18 protein-coding genes are annotated in these 15716 nt (G+C 64.7%); 9 read left to right on the top strand and 9 right to left on the bottom strand.

Features of this window, described 5'->3' with window-relative positions; genetic code table 11:
• The first annotated feature begins 98 nt into the window (after nucleotides 1–98).
• Complete coding sequence (locus QTA58_RS11245) at nucleotides 99–551, top strand: hypothetical protein (protein ID WP_289672831.1); 453 nt, start codon at nucleotides 99–101, stop codon at nucleotides 549–551.
• A 271-nt stretch (nucleotides 552–822) separates the two neighbouring features.
• Here the strand turns inward: QTA58_RS11245 and QTA58_RS11240 are convergent, their stop codons facing one another.
• The 5 genes from QTA58_RS11240 to tsaD all read right to left on the bottom strand — a co-directional run bounded on the left by QTA58_RS11240 (nucleotide 823) and on the right by tsaD (nucleotide 4375).
• The gene (locus QTA58_RS11240) at nucleotides 823–1467 is read right to left on the bottom strand and encodes a methyltransferase (protein WP_289672829.1); all 645 of its coding nucleotides are present in this window, start codon (nucleotides 1465–1467) and stop codon (nucleotides 823–825) included.
• A 7-nt stretch (nucleotides 1468–1474) separates the two neighbouring features.
• Complete coding sequence (locus QTA58_RS11235) at nucleotides 1475–1915, bottom strand: EVE domain-containing protein (RefSeq protein ID WP_085419672.1); 441 nt, start codon at nucleotides 1913–1915, stop codon at nucleotides 1475–1477.
• An 8-nt stretch (nucleotides 1916–1923) separates the two neighbouring features.
• Nucleotides 1924–2217: a YciI-like protein gene (locus QTA58_RS11230; RefSeq protein WP_289672827.1), complete on the bottom strand. Its 294-nt coding sequence runs from the start codon at nucleotides 2215–2217 to the stop codon at nucleotides 1924–1926.
• 74 nt (nucleotides 2218–2291) lie between these two features.
• A complete protein-coding gene (locus tag QTA58_RS11225) occupies nucleotides 2292–3281 on the bottom strand; it encodes an NAD(P)H-dependent glycerol-3-phosphate dehydrogenase (RefSeq protein WP_289672825.1) in 990 nt (329 codons plus the stop codon).
• A complete protein-coding gene (gene tsaD, locus QTA58_RS11220) occupies nucleotides 3278–4375 on the bottom strand; it encodes a tRNA (adenosine(37)-N6)-threonylcarbamoyltransferase complex transferase subunit TsaD (protein WP_085419675.1) in 1098 nt (365 codons plus the stop codon). Before tsaD ends, QTA58_RS11225 begins: the two co-directional genes overlap by 4 nt.
• Nucleotides 4376–4456: 81 nt before the next feature.
• Here tsaD and hemC point away from each other — a divergent pair, with 81 nt between their 5' ends.
• The 6 genes from hemC (at nucleotide 4457) to QTA58_RS11190 (ending at nucleotide 10374) form a co-directional block, all read left to right on the top strand.
• Complete coding sequence (gene hemC / locus QTA58_RS11215; protein ID WP_289672823.1) at nucleotides 4457–5386, top strand: hydroxymethylbilane synthase; 930 nt, start codon at nucleotides 4457–4459, stop codon at nucleotides 5384–5386.
• Between the two features lie 4 nt (nucleotides 5387–5390).
• The gene (locus QTA58_RS11210; protein WP_289672821.1) at nucleotides 5391–6101 is read left to right on the top strand and encodes a uroporphyrinogen-III synthase; all 711 of its coding nucleotides are present in this window, start codon (nucleotides 5391–5393) and stop codon (nucleotides 6099–6101) included.
• A 90-nt stretch (nucleotides 6102–6191) separates the two neighbouring features.
• Nucleotides 6192–7469, top strand: a complete 1278-nt coding sequence (locus tag QTA58_RS11205; RefSeq protein ID WP_289672819.1) for a mitofilin family membrane protein — start codon at nucleotides 6192–6194, stop codon at nucleotides 7467–7469.
• Nucleotides 7470–7484: 15 nt separating this feature from the next.
• Nucleotides 7485–9092, top strand: coding sequence for a heme biosynthesis protein HemY (locus tag QTA58_RS11200; protein WP_289672817.1), 1608 nt, complete (start codon nucleotides 7485–7487; stop codon nucleotides 9090–9092).
• Between the two features lie 22 nt (nucleotides 9093–9114).
• Entirely contained in the window at nucleotides 9115–9594 is a 480-nt protein-coding gene (locus QTA58_RS11195; RefSeq protein WP_085419679.1) for a TerB family tellurite resistance protein, read from the top strand.
• 9 nt (nucleotides 9595–9603) lie between these two features.
• Nucleotides 9604–10374: a glutamine amidotransferase gene (locus QTA58_RS11190; RefSeq protein ID WP_289672815.1), complete on the top strand. Its 771-nt coding sequence runs from the start codon at nucleotides 9604–9606 to the stop codon at nucleotides 10372–10374.
• A 9-nt stretch (nucleotides 10375–10383) separates the two neighbouring features.
• Here the strand turns inward: QTA58_RS11190 and QTA58_RS11185 are convergent, their stop codons facing one another.
• Nucleotides 10384–11619 (bottom strand): MFS transporter, encoded by a 1236-nt coding sequence (locus QTA58_RS11185; protein ID WP_289672813.1) that lies wholly within the window; start codon nucleotides 11617–11619, stop codon nucleotides 10384–10386.
• Between the two features lie 154 nt (nucleotides 11620–11773).
• Here QTA58_RS11185 and QTA58_RS11180 point away from each other — a divergent pair, with 154 nt between their 5' ends.
• Together QTA58_RS11180 and QTA58_RS11175 are read left to right on the top strand one after the other, a co-directional pair.
• The gene (locus tag QTA58_RS11180; RefSeq protein WP_085419682.1) at nucleotides 11774–12064 is read left to right on the top strand and encodes a YggT family protein; all 291 of its coding nucleotides are present in this window, start codon (nucleotides 11774–11776) and stop codon (nucleotides 12062–12064) included.
• Complete coding sequence (locus QTA58_RS11175) at nucleotides 12061–12375, top strand: DUF167 domain-containing protein (protein WP_289672812.1); 315 nt, start codon at nucleotides 12061–12063, stop codon at nucleotides 12373–12375. Before QTA58_RS11180 ends, QTA58_RS11175 begins: the two co-directional genes overlap by 4 nt.
• 3 nt (nucleotides 12376–12378) lie before the next feature.
• On the opposite strand, the gene ppa is transcribed toward QTA58_RS11175, so the two are convergent.
• The 3 genes from ppa to typA all read right to left on the bottom strand — a co-directional run bounded on the left by ppa (nucleotide 12379) and on the right by typA (nucleotide 15595).
• Nucleotides 12379–12912: an inorganic diphosphatase gene (ppa, locus tag QTA58_RS11170; RefSeq protein ID WP_289672810.1), complete on the bottom strand. Its 534-nt coding sequence runs from the start codon at nucleotides 12910–12912 to the stop codon at nucleotides 12379–12381.
• Nucleotides 12913–13062: 150 nt separating this feature from the next.
• The gene (locus QTA58_RS11165) at nucleotides 13063–13569 is read right to left on the bottom strand and encodes a GNAT family N-acetyltransferase (RefSeq protein ID WP_289672809.1); all 507 of its coding nucleotides are present in this window, start codon (nucleotides 13567–13569) and stop codon (nucleotides 13063–13065) included.
• 202 nt (nucleotides 13570–13771) lie between these two features.
• A complete protein-coding gene (gene typA / locus QTA58_RS11160; RefSeq protein ID WP_289672808.1) occupies nucleotides 13772–15595 on the bottom strand; it encodes a translational GTPase TypA in 1824 nt (607 codons plus the stop codon).
• Between the last annotated feature and the right edge of the window lie 121 nt (nucleotides 15596–15716).

The raw sequence follows: 15716 nt of genomic DNA, 5'->3' as shown, positions 1-15716 counted from the left end.
GGGCACGTTAACCATGATTTACAAAGAATTCGTTGCCTCGGGGACGCCGCGCGCCATTTCGTGTTAACCTTTCGTTAACGATTTTGCCGGAGTTCGCCATGATAGCGAATCGCATGAAGCCTGTTCTTGCCGCCCTTGTCCTCGTCGCGGCATTCGCCACGACGGCCGAAGCCCGCGACCGCTGGCACCATGATCGCGGCCACCGACATCATCGGGTGGAGAACAACCGCTGGGACCGCCAGGGCGACGGCCACTGGAACCGGCCGGCGGAAATCGACCGCATGGCCGGCGTCAACACTCGCTCGATCCGCCGCCTCCGTCAGCTCGGCGGATTTTACGGCGGCGCCATCGAAGCCTATCCGGTTCGCGGCAACGGAATCTATTTCCTGCGCGATGCCGAGTATTACTGGCCGCTGCGCGAACAGAGCCGGGTCACTCTCGCACCCAAGGCCAAGATCATCGACGTCGAACAGCAAATGGGCGGCAACGCCTTCGCCTCACAAGCCTGCGCTTTCGAAGCCGGCGTCTGCGTCATCCGCGGCGGGAATTAGATTTCGTAGGCGTTTGCTCCAGGAAGCGCTCACAGGTAAACGCTCGCATCCGGCCCGCCCCCCTCTGGCCTGCCGGCCATCTCCCCCACAGGTGGGGAGATCACAAGCGGCACGGGTTTCCCACCTCATTCTGTATCTACCGGGCAGCAACTCTGTTGTTTGGGGAAGCGGGCGCGCCCATCCGATCTCCCCACCCGTGGGGGAGATGGCCGGCAGGCCAGAGGGGGGCTGACACGGCACGCCTTAGCCACCCGAAACGCCGCACGCTCCCCTAAACAAACCGCCAGACCGTCGTCCTTTTGACCTCGCTGTCCTCCAGCGCCCGCGTCACCGGCACTTCATAGACGGCAAGCTGCTCCAGCCGGTCCTTCGGGCAATAGCTCCGCCCCGGATCACCGACGAGTACCAGCTTCCCCTCGCCGGCAAGCCGCCCGAACCACGGCACGATAGCATCGGCAAACGCATGGTCGTAAAAGACGTCCCCGGCAAGAACGACATCCGCCTCGACGGCCCTGCCGATCTGATTCTCCGCGGTGAACCGGATGTCGACGCCGTTCTCGGCCGCATTCATCGCGACGGCGCTCTCCGTCCACGGGTCGATATCCGCCGCCAGCACATCCGCCGCGCCCGCAAGCTTCGCCGCGATCGCCACCAGTCCGGAACCGCTGGCGAAATCCAGCACCCATTTCCCGGCGACCGTTTCCGGATGGTCGAGAATGTAGCGGGCGAGCCCCTGCCCGCCCGCCCAGGCGAACGCCCAGAAGGGCGGCGGCAGACCGAGCTCTTCCAGATCCTCTTCCGTCTTCAGCCAGAGTTCATCCGCCTCGCTCGCGAGATGCAGCCGGATTTCCGGCACATGCGGCGGCCGCATGAGATCGGTGTTTTCGAGGATGAAGGTCCGCGGATCGGTCTTCAAGGCTTCCTCAGTCCGGAGAACGCGGCGGATTGTCGAGACCGCCGAGCCTGCAGATCTCGAAATATTCCTCGTCCGTCACCGGCTGCACGGAAAGCCGCATCGACGTTACCAGCGACATCTTCTCGAATTTCGGGTTGGCCTTGATGTCCTTCAGCGTCACCGGCTTCGGCATGTCCGTCACGGCGCGGATATCGACGCAGTCCCAGCGCGGATCGTCCTTGGCGGTCGAATCGGGATGCGACAGCGCGCAGACCTCGACGATGCCGACGATCTCCAGCCCGTCGTTCGAATGATAGAAGAAGCCCTTGTCGCCGATCTTCATGGCCCGCATGTTGTTGCGCGCCAGATAGTTGCGCACGCCGGTCCATTCGGTGCCCTTGCTCCCGGCGGCCTTCTGCTGTTCCCAGGACCAGGAGGAAGGCTCGGATTTGTAAAGCCAGTACGCCATCTGTCGCCTCACTCCGCCGGCTTGTTGAAGACCCAGTTCCAGGCCTTGACCTCGACCTTCTCGAACAGGCCGGCAAGGTAATAGGGATCTGCTTCGGCGATCGCCCGGGCGGCGGCCATGTCTGCGGCTTCCACCACCACGAGGCTGCCGTTCGGCTTGCCTTCGTCGTCGAGGAAGGGACCCGCGAACTTCAGCGTACCCTGGGCATTGAGCTTATTGAGATGCTCCACATGCGTCGGACGGGTTTCCATGCGGACGTTCAGATGTCCTGGCTTGTCGGTGCAGAGGAAGGCAAACAGCATCGGTCTCTCCTAAGAGCGCATCCCGAAAGTGTGAGGCGGTTTTCGGACAAGATGCGCGATTAACTAAACTATCGTTATTCCGTGGTGATCGGCCGGGTCATCAGCCGTTCCATGGCCGTGCGGATGTCGAGGTTGCCGTCGATGATCGCCGCCACCGCATCGGTGATCGGCAGCTCAACGGAAAATTTCTGGCCAAGCTGCGCTGCGACGGACGCCGCGAAGGCCCCTTCGACCAGCGGCCCGCCCACCGTATCGGCCGGTTCGCCATGGCCCAATGAAATGCCGAAACGGAGGTTGCGCGACTGATGGCTGGTGCCGGTGAGCACGAGGTCTCCAAGGCCGGAAAGCCCGCGCACCGTATCGGCCCTGCCGCCCATCGCTTCGACCAGCCGCGACATTTCCGCAAGCCCGCGCGAGATCAGCGCGGCCCGCGCCGAGTCCCCGAGCCCCGCCCCCTCGACGATGCCGCAGGCGATCGCCAGCACGTTCTTCAATGCGCCGCCGAGCTGCACGCCGATCCGGTCGGTCGAGGCGTAGAGGCGAAAGGTCCGGCCGGATAGCGCATTGGCGAGCCGCTCGGCCAGAGCCTGATCCGGAGCGGCGAGCGCCATCGCGGTCGGCAGCCCCCGCGCGATATCGGCCGCAAAGCCGGGACCGGAAAGAACGGCAACCGGGTGATGCGGCAGGTCCGCCTCCAGCACCTCCGTCAGCAACCGGCCGGAGGCCTTGTCGATCCCCTTGGCACAGGTGACGACGACCGCGTCCTTAGCCAGGTAAGGACCATAGTGTCTTGCCGCATCCGCCTGCGCCTGCGAGGGCATGGCAAAGAGCACGAGGCTCGCCTCGCCGATCGCGTCCGGCTCGGCGGAAAACTCAAGCGCATCCGGCAGGGGCACGCCCGGCAGCGAGGCGTTGTGCACCCGGTCGTCGCGCAGGTCGCTCATCAGGGAGGGATCGCGGCCGACCAGCGTCACCGGATGCCGGCCTTCCAGCGCAATGACGGCCGCGAGCGCCGTGCCGAAAGCACCGGCCCCGATGACCACGATACGTTCCTGACCGCTCATGCCTTGGCACCCCGCTTGCCGGAGCCGAGCAGGGCTTGGGCATCCTTATCGAGCGGCCAGCGGGAACGCGGCGCGACTTCCAGCGGATCGGCCGGAAAATCCTCCGCAAGGCGTTCGAGCCCCGCCCAGGCGATCATCGCCGCGTTGTCCGTGCAGAGCCTGAGCGGCGGGGCGATGAACCGGAAACCATGCTCCAGGCAGAGTTCCTGCAGCGTCCGGCGGATTTCCTGGTTGGCGGCGACGCCTCCCGCCACGACAAGCGCCGGATCGACGTCGAGATTGGCGAATTCCTGCTTGAACCGCACCAGCCCGCGGCCGATCCGGTCGCGCAGCGTGCGGGAAATCGCCTTCTGGAACGAGGCGCAGATATCGGCGACATCCTGATCGGAAAGCGGCGCGATCTCTGTCGCGGCCTGGCGGACTGCCGTCTTCAGACCCGAAAAGGAAAAGTCGAGCCGCGCCTCCCCGACCAGCGGCCGCGGGAAGGAGAACCGGTCCGGATTGCCGGTCTGCGCCGCCTTCTCGACGGCCGGGCCGCCGGGATAAGGCAGGCCGAGCAGCTTCGCCGTCTTGTCGAAGGCTTCGCCCAGCGCGTCGTCGATCGTCGTCCCCCAGCGCTCGTATTCGCCGACGCCGCGCACCAGCACGAGCTGCGTATGCCCGCCGGAAACGAGCAGCATCAGATAGGGGAAGGACAACCCGTCCGTGAGCCGGGCCGTCAGCGCATGGCCTTCGAGATGGTTGATGGCCAGCAGCGGCTTGCCGGCGGCGCGCGCGATCGCCTTCGCCGTCATCAGGCCGACGATCAGACCGCCGATCAGGCCAGGCCCGGACGTCGCCGCCACCGCATCGATCTCGTCGAGCGAGACGTCCGCGCGGTGAAGCGCCTCCTCGACCAGCCCGTCCAGCGCCTCCACATGGGCGCGTGCGGCGATCTCCGGCACGACGCCACCATACATGCTATGCTCGTCGAGCTGCGACAGCACCACGTCGGAGAGGATTTCGCCGCGGCCGTCCTCATGGCGCGCGACGACCGCCGCCGCGGTCTCGTCGCAGCTGGTTTCGATGCCGAGGATGCGAAGAAAGGTCGCCATGGGACAATGGGTCCGACTTCGTTGATTGCGATGCCGGATAATCCGGTCTACGAAGCCTCCGGTAACAATGGAATGACGCGGATGCAAACAAAACCTTTCCGGATCGGCACGCGGGGGAGCCCGCTGGCGCTCGCCCAGGCTTCCGAAACGCGCGCCCGGCTGATGGCCGCGCATGGTTTGCCGGAGGAAATGTTCGAAATCGTCGTCCTGTCGACGACCGGCGACCGCATCACCGATCGCTCTTTGAGCGAACTTGGCGGCAAGGGCCTTTTCACCCAGGAACTCGAGGAGGGACTTCTCTCCGGCGATCTCGACTTCGCCGTGCACTCCTCCAAAGACATGCCGACCAGGCTTCCCGACGGACTGAAATTGACCGCCTATCTGCCGCGCGAGGATTTTCGCGACGCTTTCATCGGGCGCACCGCGCCGACGCTGACGGCCCTTCCCGACGGCGCCACCGTGGGATCGTCCTCTCTCCGCCGCCAGGCGCTGATCCGCCGCATCCGCCCGGATATCAGCGTCATCACCTTCCGCGGGCTCGTCGATACCCGGCTCCGCAAACTGAACGAGGGCCAGGTGGACGCCACCCTGCTCGCCTATGCCGGCCTGAAACGCCTCTCCAAGGAAGACGTCGTCACCGAACTTCTCGATCCCGCCGACTTCCCGCCCGCCCCGGCGCAAGGCGCGATCTGCGTCGAAAGCCGCATCGGCGACGCCGGGATCGACACCCTGCTCGACCCGATCAACGACCGGCCGACCCATGACGCGGTTTCCTGCGAGCGCGCTTTCCTTGCGGCCCTCGACGGCTCCTGTCGCACGCCGATCGGCGGTTACGCCGTCTGCGAAGGCGACCGCCTGAAATTCTTAGGCCTGATCCTGACGCCCGACGGGCGGAAGGAGCATTCGATCGAGGTGGAGGGGAAGCGCACCGAGGCCGAGACGCTCGGCCGCCAGGCGGGCGAAGCCGTGCGGGCCGCCGCCGGCTCCGGCTTCTTCGAGAGCTGGAGCTGAGCCCTTGCGGGTCTTCGTCACCCGCCCGGAAAACTCCGCCCGCCGGACGGCCGAACGGCTGCGGGGCCTCGGTCACGAACCGGTTCTGTTGCCGCTCACCAGGGCCGTCCATCATCCGCAAGCCGCGGAGCTGGCGCTGAAACAGCCGCATGCCGCGCTGGCCGTCACCAGCGCCGAGGCGATGCGGGTTCTTGCCTCCCTTGGTGAAAAGCTTGCACAGCATCTTGGCAAGACGATCTACGCGGTTGGCGATGCGACGGCGAAAGCCGCCAGGGAAAGTGGCTTTTTTCGCGTCCGAACCGGGCCCGGCACGGGCTCAGAGCTTGCCGAACTCATCGTAGGCGAAGCGCCTGCGCTTGCGGCTCCCGTGCTCTATCTCACCGGAACGCCGCGCTCTGCGGCATTCGAAGACGGATTGCAGGCCGGGAAAGTGCCTTTCGCGACGGCGGAAATCTATGAGATGGCGCCGGTTGCCTATGATGGGACCACCGTCCGCCGGATCTTGCTCCGCCCGCCGCCGGATGCGGTGCTTCTCTATTCCCGGGAAAGCGCGAGGCTCTTTTCCGATCTTGCCGCACCGCATGCCTCCGCTCTCGCCTCTACGCGGTTCCTTTGCCTCAGCGACAACGTGGCGGATGCCGTGCCGCAGAATTTTCATGGAAATATCAAGATCGCCGATCGCCCTGACGAAGACGGGCTTTTCGCCCTTCTTTAGCCGATGGGCCGCGGCAAAATCCCGCCCGCCCCTTTTCTTCCAACCACCCACCGACTAGTTTTCCGTGAGCGCATGCAAGAAGAGGTCGAGATGGTATCTGAAAAACCGCCCCGCCGGTCGAAGGCAGAGAAGGAACCCGTGACGATCGACCTCACAGCCGAGGAATCGGATGCCGTCGCGGAGCCGGTCCGCAGCAACGACACGGACGAGCCGATAACGCCGGTCGAGCAGGCGGCGGAAGCATCGGAAACCGTCGAGGAGCCCGCAAAAGCCGAGCCTGCCGAGGAGCCTGTGCAGGAGGCCTCCGCCACTGACGAACCCGTCCCGGAACCCTCCGCGCCCGAGGAGCCGCCGTTCGACACGGAAACCGCGGCCGAAACTCCGAGGCGGCCCGAACCCGCGACGGTTGCCCCCGAACCGGAGCCGACGCCGGCGCGGCGCCAGCGCATCGGCCCCGCGACCTCCACGCTTGTCGCTTCGGGCATTTTCGGCGGCATCGTCGCATTGCTGCTCGCAGGCAGCATGCAATATGCAGGCTATCTTCCCGGCGCCACGCCGGCCCCGGCCCCGGCTTCGGATACATCCGCCCTTTCCTCCGAAATCGCGACGCTGCGGCAGGAATTGGAGACGTTGAGAAACCGGCCTGCCTCGCCGGATACCGCTCTCGCCGACCGCGTCGCAGCGCTGGAAGCCTCGGCCAAAGCCCCGGATACGTCCAGCGAGCAGGCGCTTGCCGCCCTGAAAGACGACGTAGCACTCCTCCGCTCGGCCGTCGAATCGACCGCGGGCAACAATGTCCAGCTCGAGGAACGAGTCGGTGCGGCCGAAGCAAAGCTCAACGACCGCGGGCCGGAACAGCAGGTGGCACGCGCCGTCGCTGCCGCCGCGCTGAAGGCGGCGATCGATCGCGGCGGACCGTTCGAGACGGAGCTTCAGACCTTCGCAAGCGTCGCCGGCGATGATCCGGCCATCGCCGAGCTGCAGAAATTCGGTGCGGCCGGCGTGCCTTCCGGCGCCGAACTGCAGCGGGAATTCCCGCGGGTCGCCGATGCGATGCTGGAAGCCGTCACTGTCCAGCCGGACCCCAACCAGGGCATTGCCGGGCGGCTTTTGTCGTCCGCCATGTCCGTCGTCAAGGTGCGCCGCGTCGGCGATGTCGAGGGCGATACGCCGGAAGCCGTCGTGGCACGCATGGAGGAAGGCCTGAAGAAAGGCGACCTCCAGACGGCCGCCCACGAATGGGACGCGTTGCCGGAACCTGCCAAGGCGGTCTCGCGCGATTTCAGGCAGAAGCTCGATGCCCGCATTCAGGTGGAAAATCTCGTGGGCGGAACGCTGACGCGCGCCGTCGCCGGCACTCAAGGCTGAGGACCACGGAACCGGATGATCAGACTTTTCTTTTTCCTCGTCGTCGTTCTGGCTCTCGGCTGGGGCTTCTCCTGGCTTGCCGATCGCCCCGGCCTCATCTCCATCACCTGGCAGGACCATCTCATCGAGACGAGCATCATGGTCGCCGCCACGATCGTGGTCGCCCTGGTGGCGGTGGCGATGATCCTCTGGTGGATCGCAGGCGTGATCTGGACCTCGCCCTATTCGGTTCGCCGCTACTTCCGCGCCCGCAAGCGCGACCGCGGCTATCAGGCGCTTTCGACCGGCCTCATCGCCGCCGGCGCCGGCAATTCGGTGCTCGCCCGCAAGATGAGCCTGCGCACCCGCGGCCTCTTGAGCGCCGACCAGGAGCCGTTGATCCACCTGCTCGAAGCCCAGACGGCGCTCATCGAAGGCAGGCACGATGAAGCGCGCCAGAAATTCGAGCAGATGACCGAGGATCCGGAAACGCGCGAACTCGGCCTGCGCGGCCTCTACATGGAGGCGCGCCGGCTTGGAGCCAACGAGGCGGCCCGGCAATATGCGGAAAAGGCCGTCGAACACGCGCCCTACCTGCCCTGGGCCGCCCAGGCGACGCTCGAATCCCGCAGCCAGGCCGGCCGCTGGGACGATGCGATCCGCCTGCTCGACCAGCAGCGCATGGCCAACGTCCTCGACAAGGCCAAGGCGGACCGCTTGAAGGCCGTGCTTCTGACCGCCAAGGCCGGCGACCGGCTGGAAGGCGATCCGAAGAGCGCCCGCGACGATGCCATGGCGGCGCTGAAGCTTGCCAAGGATCTGGTGCCCGCCGCCGTCATCGCTGCCAAGGCCTGGCTGCGCGAGGACAATGTCCGCAAGGCGGCCTCGACCTTGGAGGGCGTCTGGAAGCTCGGGCCGCATCCGGAGATCGCCCACACCTATGTCCGTGCCCGCAGCGGCGACAGCACGGTCGATCGTTTGAAGCGCGCCGAGAAACTCGAAGCGCTGCGTCCGAACAATGTCGAATCGCTGCTGGCCGTCGCGCAGGCCGCGCTCGATGCGCAGGAATTCAGGAAGGCGCGCGCCAAGGCGGAAGCCGCTGCCCGCATCGAGCCGCGCGAGAGCGCCTATCTTCTGCTGGCCGACATCGAGGAGGGAGAAACCGGGGATCAGGGCCGCGTCCGCCACTGGATGGCGCAGGCGCTGCGCGCCCCGCGCGACCCGGCCTGGGTTGCCGACGGCTTCGTTTCGGAAAAGTGGCTGCCGCTTTCGCCGGTCACCGGAAGGCTCGATGCCTTCGAATGGAAGGCCCCCTTCGGCCAGCTGGAAGGTCCGGTCGAGGAAGGTTCGCTCGCCGCCGACGAGGCGATCGCCAGCCTGCCGCCGGTCGGCGAAGCAAAGACGGATGAACCGCCGCGGCCGATCATCGTCGAGGCCGTCCCCTCGCCTGAAGCGGCAAAGCCCGCAAAGAAGGACTTAGCTGTTGCAGCAAAAACACCAGCACCCGCGAATGTGAAGTCAGGGACGGAAAAAACGACGGAAAGTGAGGAGGAGCCGGTTCCATTTTTCGGCCGTCCGCCGGATGATCCGGGTGTGAAAGATCCCGATGCCGCGCAGTCTCCGACGAGGCTCCGGCTCTTCTGAGACGGAGAAGGCCTCGCTCAACATGCTCGACCGCATTCAGGCCTTCCTCCATACGCTTGCGTCATCGCATCATTCGAAGGAGTTCGCGCCGGACGATCCGCGCGTCGCCTTCGTGGCGCTCTGTTTCCAGGTCATGGAGGCTGACGGCAACGTCTCCGAAGAGGAGCAGCGAAAATTCCGCGATCTGCTGCGGGAGCGCTACGATCTCGGCGAGGACCGCCTGAAGGCTCTGATCGAGGTCGGCCACCAGGCCGGCAGCGAGGCGGTTGACTATTACCGTTTTACTTCCGATCTTAGAAAGCATCTCGTCAACGAAGAGGATCGAATCGAACTTCTCGGCATCCTCTGGGACATCGTCTATGCGGACGGCCAGCGGAACGAGATCGAAGATCATGTGATCTGGAGGATCGCCGATCTTCTGGGCGTCTCGGCGCGCGACAGGGTTCTGCAGCGCCAGCAGGCGGCGGCGCGTGCAACGGGAGGAGATCAGGGAGGAGACTGAGGATTTAGAATGCTGATGCTTCCTTCCCGACGTACCAAGAAGCTTCCCGTGCTGATCGTGCTGCACCAGGAGCGCTCCTCGCCCGGCCGCGTCGGCCAGATGCTCATCGACAAAGGTTTCCCCCTCGATATCCGCCGTCCCGTCCTGGGCGATCCGCTCCCGGAAACCATGGCGGGCCACTCCGGCGCCGTCATCTTCGGCGGACCGATGAGCGCCAACGATCCGGATCCCTTCGTGAAGGCGGAAATCGACTGGATCGGCATTCCGCTCAAGGAGAACAAGCCCTTTCTCGGCATCTGCCTCGGCGCGCAGATGATGGTGCGGCATCTCGGCGGCACCGTTGCGCCGGACAAGGACGGCCTCACCGAGATCGGCTGGTATCCCCTGCGCCCGACGGAGCATGGCCGGCTGCTGATGCACTGGCCGAAGATGGTCTACCATTTTCACAAGGAAGGCTTCGACGCGCCTCGCGGGGTCCAGCTTCTGGCCGAAGGCGATGCCTATCCGAACCAGGCGATCCGCTGCGGCGACAATGCCTGGGGCCTGCAGTTCCATGCGGAACTGACGCGCGCCATGATGCAGCGCTGGGTCGTGCACGGCGAACACCGCTTCATCATGCCGAACGCCCAGAAGGGCCGCGAGCATCTCGAAGGCCGGATGATCTTCGATGCGCCGTTGAAGGACTGGCTCTGGAATTTCCTCGACATCGTCTTCGAACGTCCGGAAACCGCGCGAGCGAGGACCGAAACGCCGCGCCGACAGGCTCTTCAGGCCGGCTGACCGCCGGCGTCAGCGGTCGGGCGCATCGAGGCTGTCGATCCGGCGCAGCTTCGGGAACCCGAGCGACCAGATGACCGCCACCGCGAGCGTGCCGACCCCGCCGATGACGACCGCCGGCACGGCGCCGAAGATCGAGGCCATGGTGCCGGCGCGGAATTCGCCGAGCTCGTTCGACGCGCCGACGAAGACCATGTTGACCGCATTGACGCGGCCGCGCACTTCATCCGGCGTCCAGAGCGCGATCAGCGTCTCGCGCACATAGACCGAGATCATGTCGGAAGCGCCCATCAGCATCAGCGCCGAAATGGAAAGCCACGGGGTGGCCGACAGGCCGAAGATCAGCGTGCCGGCCCCGAAGAGCGCCACGCCGATGAACATCGCCAATCCCGCATGATGACGGATTGGGTGGAAGGCAAGATAGATCGCCACCGCGATCGCGCCGACACCGGGAGCCGCACGCAGCATGCCGAGACCCCAGGGACCGAGATCCAGGATATCGCGCGCGAAGATCGGCATCAGCGCGACGGCGCCGCCGAGCAGCACCGCGAACAGATCGAGCGAGATCGCGCCGAGCACGACCTTCTCGCCGGAGATGAAGCGGAAACCGGCCAGGATTTCTCCCCAGCTCACCTTGTTGGCCGCATTCCTCTGCGCCGGTTTCGGGATCATGAAGACCAGAAGGCCGGCCAGCACCAGGAAGACGAACGCGACCATGTAAGCGGCGACGGCGCTGACCCCATAAAGCAGGCCGCCGACCACCGGACCGAGGATCGCCGCCGTCTGCCACGACGACGAATTCCAGGCGATCGCATTCGGCAGGTCCTGTTCCGGCACCAGGTTCGGCCCGAGCGACTGCACGGCCGGCCCCATGAAGGCACGCTCGATGCCGAAGACGATGAGGATCGCGAAGACCAGCCACGGCGTGAAGGAATGCGTGACGGTAAGCAACAAAAGCGCAGCGGCGCAGAGCGCGCCGACCACCATGCAGATCGCCATGATGGCACGGCGGTTATAGCGGTCGGCGACCGATCCGGTGACGAGGATCAGGAGCAGCGACGGCAGGAACTGGAAAAGCCCGATCAGGCCGAGATAGAGCGGGTTGCGCGTCTCGTCGTACATCTGCCAGCCGACTGAGACGCTGATGATCTGGATCGAAAAGGCGGAAAGGAAACGGGCGAAGAAGAAACGCGTATAGGACGTATGCCGGAAGGCGGCGAAACGATCGCCCGAGGCAGGAATGGACATGGGACAGCAACTTTCAGCGAAGCCGGAAGCCGGCCCGGAAGCCGGCATCGCGCCCGCCGCACGTTAAACATGATTCGGACGAGGCCGGTGGGCGGCACTTGCCCGTTAGTTCGCCAATGTCTACATGTCTGTCAACAAAGAAATGGAGACGTGAATGCTCGCCCTGTTTCAGACCATCGATTTGGCCTTGAACCTTTACACCTGGGTGCTGATCGCCAGCGCCATCTTTTCGTGGCTCTATGCCTTCAACGTCATCAATTCGCGCAACCAGTTCGTGGACGCGATCGGGCGCTTCCTCTACAACGTGACCGAGCCGGCGCTTCGCCCCATCCGCCGCTTCATGCCGGACCTCGGCGGCATCGACATCTCGCCGGTGATCCTCCTCCTGATCATCTTCTTCGTCCGTTCGCTGATGTGGACGTCGATCTACCCGCTGTTCGCTTGAGCGCCCCGCATAGCAGGCACTCCGATCATGTGCGGCTCGCGGTCCGGCTGACGCCGAACGCGGGCCGCAATAGCGTCGACGGCATGGAGACTGCGGCCGACGGCGAGACCTTCCTGAAGGCGCGGGTCACGGCGGTTCCGGAGGACGGCAAGGCCAACAAGGCGCTGATCCTGCTGCTCGCCGGAACGCTTCGTCTTCCCAAGTCCTCCATCTCGATCGTTTCCGGCGAAACGGCGCGCAAAAAAATCCTCCGGATCGATGGCGACCCGGAGGATCTGGAAGCGAAATTGACGGCCCTCTCGAAGGGCTGAAGCTTACTTCTGCGCCTTGTAGCGCTCGACGGCTTCGAGGATCAGCTTCTTCGCCACGGTGACATCCTGCCAGCCGCCGATCTTGACCCACTTGCCGGGCTCGAGATCCTTGTAGTGCTCGAAGAAATGCTCGATCTGCTTCAGCGTGATTTCCGGCAGGTCGGAATAGTTCGCGATCTTGTCGTAGCGGCGCGTCAGCTTCGGCACCGGCACGGCAAGGATCTTTTCGTCCTTGCCCCCGTCGTCCTCCATGACCATCACGCCGATCGGGCGGACGTTGATGACGCAGCCCGGAACGAGCGGGCGGGTGTTGCAGATGAGGACGTCGATCGGGTCGCCGTCTTCCGACAGCGTGTGCGGCACGAAGCCGTAGTTGCCCGGATAGGTCATCGGCGTGTAGAGGAAGCGGTCGACGACGAGCGCGCCTGCTTCCTTGTCCATCTCGTACTTGATCGGATGACCGCCGACCGGTACTTCGACGATGACGTTGACGTCATCAGGCGGATTCTTGCCAACGGAAATCGCATCGATACGCATTCTTTTCCTCGATCAGTTCGACAAAGTTATGCGTCGGATAGCGGGAATCATGCTGCAAAGCAACAAGGCTTTGGGCTGAATGTTAGCCCGCCCGCGGCGCTGCAAAATGAGAAGGCGACCCAGGCCTCGCCATCTCGGGCGACCTTTCGGTCAAGGCCAGACGAAGCCGACCTTCCTGAGCTGCGTGCCGCCGAAATCCTCCATGCCTTCGGCGAGATCCACGCCGCCATGCCGGCGGAAGAAGCGCGTCGCGTGCTCGCTGTCTTCGAGGCACCAGACGACGAGCCCGTCGCAGCCGAGCGACTTTAGAAGCCGGCGGCTTTCGCCGAACAGGCGCCGGCCGAGCCCGATGCCCTGGAATTCGGGACGGAGATAGATCTCGTAGATCTCTCCGTCCTGCGGCAGGGCGCGGGCGCGGTTCAGGCCGATCGTCGCATAGCCGGCGATCTCGCCCGCGACATCCAGAACCAGCAATGTCGCCGGGCCGCGCGTCGCCTTCCGCCACCAGGCCTCGCCCCGGCGCTCCAGCATCTGCGTCAGCGGCTTGTAAGGAATGAGCCCGGCATAGGCCTGGGTCCACGCCTCCCGGTGCGCTTCCGAGATGGCTCGCGCATCTTCCGGTTCCGCCCGGCGGACATCGATCGACAACGTCTTCATAACGCTACTTTAGGTCCTGCCGTGGCCGATCCGCCATTCCCCCTTTCGGGGTAGGGCGGATTGCCCACAGACTTCTAATGTGGACGACTGAGAGGACGTTAACGCCTTTTTAACCTTTGCCACAAGTCCGTGCCTTGCCAAGGCACAAGAAAAAACCCCGGCATTGCTGCCGGGGTTTTCGAGGGCCTCAAATGCGCCTGGATCAGCCTACGGCGATCTTCGACTTTTCGTAACGCTTGCGGTCGTTCGCATCGAGATAGATCTTGCGCAGGCGGATGGATTTCGGCGTCACCTCGACGAGCTCGTCGTCCTGGATCCAGGAGAGCGCCCGTTCCAGCGTCATCCTGATCGGCGGCGTCAGCTTCACCGCCTCGTCCTTGCCGGCAGCGCGGATGTTCGTCAGCTTCTTGCCCTTGAGCACGTTGACTTCGAGGTCGTTGTCACGGGAATGGATGCCGATGATCATGCCCATATAGACCTTCTCGCCGGCATCGATGATCATTGGGCCGCGGTCTTCCAGGTTGAACAGCGCATAGGCCACCGCTTCGCCGGCTTCGTTGGCGAGCAGCACGCCGTTGACGCGGCCGCCGATCTCGCCCTTGTACGGCTGGTAGCTGTGGAACAGGCGGTTCATGATCGCCGTGCCGCGCGTATCGGTCAGAAGCTCGGACTGGTAGCCGATCAGGCCGCGGGTCGGCGCGTAGAAGACCAGACGGACGCGGTTGCCGCCCGACGGGCGCAGCTCGACCATCTCGGCCTTGCGCTCGGACATCTTCTGCACGACCGTGCCGGAATATTCCTCGTCGACGTCGATCAGCACTTCCTCGACCGGCTCCAGGAGCTGGCCGGTCTCGTCCTTGTGCATGACGACGCGCGGACGCGAAACGGCGAGCTCGAAGCCTTCGCGGCGCATGTTCTCGATCAGCACCGCGAGCTGAAGTTCGCCGCGGCCGGACACGAAGAACGAATCCTTGTCGGCGCTTTCCTCGATCTTCAGCGCGACATTGCCTTCGGCCTCCTTGAGCAGGCGGTCGCGGATGACGCGGCTGGTCACCTTGTCGCCTTCGGTACCGGCGAGCGGGCTGTCGTTGACGATGAAGGACATGGTGACGGTCGGCGGGTCGATCGGCTGTGCCTGCATGGCTTCCGTCACGGACGGGTCGCAGAACGTATCGGCGACCGTGCCCTTGGAAAGGCCGGCGATCGCGACGATGTCGCCCGCATGCGCTTCTTCGATCGGCTGGCGCTCGATGCCGCGGAAGGCGAGGATCTTGGAAATGCGGCCCTGCTCGATCAGCTTGCCATCCTGGCCGAGAACCTTGACGCTCTGGTTCGGCTTGATCGAACCGGAGGCGATGCGGCCGGTGATGATGCGACCAAGGAAGTTGTTGGCTTCGAGGATCGTGCCGATCATCCGGAACGGACCTTCCTCGACCTTCGGCTCGGGAACGTGCTTGACCACCAGGTCGAGGAGCGGCGCCAGGCCTTCGTCGGTCGGGCCCGCCGGATCGAAATTCATCCAACCGGCACGGCCGGAACCGTAGAGGATCGGAAAGTCGAGCTGCTCGTCGGTGGCGTCGAGCGCGGCAAAGAGGTCGAACACCTCGTTGACGACTTCGTCGGCGCGGGCATCCGGACGGTCGATCTTGTTGATCGCCACGATCGGGCGCAGGCCGACCTTCAGCGCCTTGCCGACCACGAACTTGGTCTGCGGCATCGGGCCTTCGGCGGCGTCGACCAGAACGATCGCGCCGTCCACCATCGAAAGGATGCGCTCGACTTCGCCGCCGAAGTCGGCGTGGCCGGGCGTGTCGACGATGTTGATGCGCGTGTCCTTCCACTCGATGGAAGTCGCCTTGGCGAGGATGGTGATGCCGCGCTCTTTTTCGATGTCGTTCGAATCCATCACGCGTTCCATGACGCGCTGGTTCTCGCGGAACGAACCGGACTGTTTCAGGAGTTCGTCGACAAGGGTCGTTTTCCCATGGTCAACGTGCGCGATAATCGCGATGTTGCGAAGTGCCATATTCAAGATCTCTGAGGCTGCGGCGCGATGAACGGGAGGACGCGCCATATTTCGTTGGCGCGCTCATATCCTTTTTTTCGCAATTGCGAAAGGGGATGCCGCCATAATTGCAATCGAGCGG

Origin of the sequence: Neorhizobium sp. CSC1952 (assembly GCF_030378245.1) — a bacterium.
GTDB lineage: Bacteria > Pseudomonadota > Alphaproteobacteria > Rhizobiales > Rhizobiaceae > Neorhizobium > Neorhizobium oryzae_A.
This window is presented reverse-complemented; position numbering and strand designations above follow the sequence as displayed.